Genomic DNA, 3,463 nt, shown 5'->3' with positions numbered 1-3,463 from the left:
CCCGTCTCGGCTGAGCACCTGCCTCGGCTGAGCGTCCGCGCCAGGTCCGAGCGCCCGCCGGTCCGCCGTCATCGCGGCGGGCCGGCGCGCTCCAGCCGCAGTTCGAAGCACGCGCCGCCGCGGGGCGACGCGCCCACCGTGAGCGTCCCGCCGTGCCGCGCCGCCACGTCGCGGGCGATGGCCAGCCCCAGCCCGGCCCCGCCGTCGTCCCGGCTGCGCGCGTCGTCGAGCCGTACGAACCGCTCGAAGATCCGCTCCCGTTCCGGCGCCGGCACCCCGGCCCCGTCGTCGGCGACGGCCAGTACCAGCCACCGTCCCTCGGCCCGTACGGAGAGCACCGCCTCCGACTCCGCGTGCCGGCAGGCGTTGTCGACCAGATTGCCCAGCACCCGCCCCAACTGCCCGCGCGAGCCCAGCACCTCGCCCGGCGCCAGCTCCCCCGCCCGTACCGCGACCCGGCCCCGGACCGAGGCGCTCCGCCGCGCCACCTCCCCGCTCGCCAGCCCCGCCAGGTCCACCCGCGTGTCCGCGGGCCGCTCCCCCGCGTCCAGCCGCGCCAGCAGCAGCAGATCCGCCGCCAGGTTCTGGAGCCGTACGGTGTCCTCGACCGCGCCCTCGACGTCCAGCAGCTCCGGGTGGGCCGCGCCCACCTCCAGCTGCGTGCGCAGGCTGGCGATCGGGCTCCGCAGCTCGTGCGAGGCGTCGGCGACGAACCGCCGCTGCCGCTCCACCGACGCCTGGAGGGCGGCGAGCGTCTCATTGGTCGTACGGGCCAGCCGCGCCACCTCGTCCCGCGCCTGCGGCTCCGGCACCCGCCGCCCCAGGTCCTCGCTGGCCGTGATGGCGGCCATCTCCCGCCGGATGCCCTCGACGGGCCGCAGGGAGCGCCGGGTCACCAGCCATGTCACGCCCGCCACGACGACGAGCAGCAGGGGCAGCCCGATGAGCATCGCGCCGCGCACCGTCGAGACGGTGTCCTGCTCGGCGGCGAGCGGCGCGCCCACGTAGACGGTGACCTTCTCGCCCGCGGGCGTACGGGCCTCGACGGCGGCGAAGCGGTAGTCGCCCGTCCTGCCGTGGACCGTGGCCGTGCCGCCGCTCATGTCGACGTCGTCGGAGACCTTGGCGCGGCCGGGCCCGTTCCCCCAGCCGCCCCCGCCGCCCCCGTCGTCATCGTCGCTGTCGTCGTCATCGCCGTCACCGTCGCCGCTGTGGCCGTCGTCCCCGCTCGTCGTCGGCGACGGATGGGCCTTCACGCTCTTGCTGCCCGTGCCGCTCACCGCCTCCAGGTGGTCGCTGACGGCCCGTACCCGCTTGTCGTCGTCCACGACCTGCATCGGGTGGTGGTCCTCCGACTCCAGCTTCTTGAACGGTTCGCCCGTCGCGATCTGCGAGGCCACCCCGCGCGCGTCGGCCTCCGCCTGGAGGTCGGCCTGGTCGGTCAGGTTGCCGCGCAGCACCGCCAGCACCGCGATACCGGCGGCCACCAGGGCCAGCGCCACCACCAGCGTCGCGCCCAGCGCGGCCTTCGACCGTACGGAGCCGAACCCCCTACGCACGCGCCACCAGCCGGTATCCGGCGCCGCGCACCGTGGTGATGGTCCGCGGGCCGAGCTTGCGGCGCAGCGCGCTGATGTAGACCTCGACGATGTTGGGATCCCCGTCGTAGGCGAAGTCCCAGACGTGCTCCAGGATCTCCGCCTTGGAGACGACTTCGCCGGCCCGTACCGCCAGCTGCTCCAGGACGGCGAACTCCTTGGCGGTCAGCGCCGCCTCCACGCCGTCCCGGCAGACCGTGCGCGCGGCCCGGTCGACGCTCAGGGCGCCGATGGTGAGCACGGGCGCGGCGCCGGTGCCGCGGCGGCGCAGCAGGGCCCGTACGCGCGCGACCAGCACCACGTACGAGAAGGGCTTGGTCAGGTAGTCGTCGGCGCCGGTGTCGAGCCCCTCGGCCTCGTCGTACTCGCCGTCCTTCGCCGTGAGCATCAGGATCGGCGCCTCGCAGCCCTCGGCGCGCAGGGTCGCGCAGAGCCGGTAGCCGTTCATGCCGGGCAGCATGATGTCGAGGATCAGCAGGTCGTACGAGCCTTCGCGGGCCCGGTGCAGCCCTTCCAGGCCGTCGTGGACGGCGTCCACGGCGAAGCCCTCGGCGGTGAGCCCCTTGGCCAGCGAGAGCGCCAGCCGCTTCTCGTCCTCCACGATCAACAAGCGCATGGGAACGACTCTGCCAAAGGGGAGCTGAAGAAATCTTCAGGCTGCTTCAGGTCGGCTTCAGCGACGGGTGGCCAGTGTGGGGCTGTCGGTGACGCACGACGCACCGAATGCCCCACTGAACAGCTCACTGGACGACCCACCAATCGGGAGGAATTCCTCATGAGGCGCAACATCGCCATCGCCACCGCGGCCGCGGTCGCCGTGATCGCCGGGGGCACCGCGACGGCGGTCGCCGTCACCAGCGGCAGCGACGGCAGCAGCGGACAGGCCCAGCACGCGCCGGAGAGCCGGCAGGCGTCGGACGGCGGGCACGCCTCGGACGGGTCGGACGGGTCAGACGGGTCGGCGGGGCCGAAGTCGAGCCTCCGGGTGAAGGACGACGACGCGCACGAGGACCTCGTCGAGGCCCGGACCGCCAAGGTCGGCGCTACGGAGGCGGTGGCCGCGGCGCTCAAGGCCGTGCCGGGTACCGTCACGGAGATCGACCTCGACGAGGACGACCCGGGCCTGGTCTGGGAGGCGGACGTGCTCGGCAAGGACGGCAAGTTCCACGAGGTCACCCTCGACGCGGGCAACGCCCGGGTGCTCGATCAGCACGTCGAGCACAAGGACAACGGCTACCACGGCGTGAGCCACGCCCGTAAGGAGCTGAAGGGCGCCACGGTCGACGCCGCGGAGGCCGCCCGCAAGGGCGCGCGCGACGGGGCGACAGTGACGAAGGCGGACCTGGACGACGACCACCGTGCCGCGTCGGTGTGGAAAGTGGAGACCGTCACGAAGCAGGGCAAGGAGCACAATCTGCTGATCGACCCGCGGACGGGCGCGGTGACGAACGGCCCCGCCGATGATGACGACTAAACGCTGCGTTTGAGGCTGGTGCGTCGGCTGCGGTTCCGTCGTGGCCGACCGCGTAGATCCCCGCGCCCCCATGGGGAACTGCCGCGCTATGGCCGGTTATGCCTGCTCCCTCCCCGCTTCAGCGCCGATAGCCTCCTTGTTCTGGTTTTGCGCTCAACCTCGGTGGAGTTTCTCGTACAGAGACAGGAGCACCGACCATGACCTCAGGAACCAGCACGGGCGCCGGGCCGCAGCCCCAGGGCCTCTCCGACGGCGCCATCGCCACGGTGGCGGGCAACGGAATCGCCGGGTACGTCTCGGACGGCGGCCCCGGCGCGCTGACCAGGCTCTACACCCCCGTCGGCGTGGCCGTGGACAAGAACGGAAACCTGTACATCGCCGACCACAGCAA

General features: G+C 73.0%; 4 protein-coding genes. 2 read left to right on the top strand and 2 right to left on the bottom strand.

Features of this window, described 5'->3' with window-relative positions; genetic code table 11:
* Positions 1–68: 68 nt before the first annotated feature.
* Both ACFU99_RS37865 and ACFU99_RS37860 read right to left on the bottom strand, forming a co-directional pair.
* Positions 69–1,559: a sensor histidine kinase gene (locus tag ACFU99_RS37865; RefSeq protein ID WP_384401499.1), complete on the bottom strand. Its 1,491-nt coding sequence runs from the start codon at positions 1,557–1,559 to the stop codon at positions 69–71.
* Positions 1,552–2,214 (bottom strand): response regulator transcription factor, encoded by a 663-nt coding sequence (locus ACFU99_RS37860; protein WP_384401497.1) that lies wholly within the window; start codon positions 2,212–2,214, stop codon positions 1,552–1,554. The genes ACFU99_RS37865 and ACFU99_RS37860 overlap by 8 nt, the downstream gene beginning before the upstream one ends.
* A 159-nt stretch (positions 2,215–2,373) precedes the next feature.
* On the opposite strand from ACFU99_RS37860, the gene ACFU99_RS37855 reads away from it, so the two are divergent.
* Complete coding sequence (locus ACFU99_RS37855) at positions 2,374–3,072, top strand: PepSY domain-containing protein (RefSeq protein ID WP_384401495.1); 699 nt, start codon at positions 2,374–2,376, stop codon at positions 3,070–3,072.
* Positions 3,073–3,269: 197 nt separating this feature from the next.
* Positions 3,270–3,463: SBBP repeat-containing protein (locus ACFU99_RS37850; protein WP_384401492.1), on the top strand; the 194-nt coding region annotated here is incomplete at its 3' end.

Source organism: Streptomyces sp. NPDC057654, from assembly GCF_042800135.1.
Lineage (GTDB): Bacteria > Actinomycetota > Actinomycetes > Streptomycetales > Streptomycetaceae > Streptomyces.
This window is presented reverse-complemented; position numbering and strand designations above follow the sequence as displayed.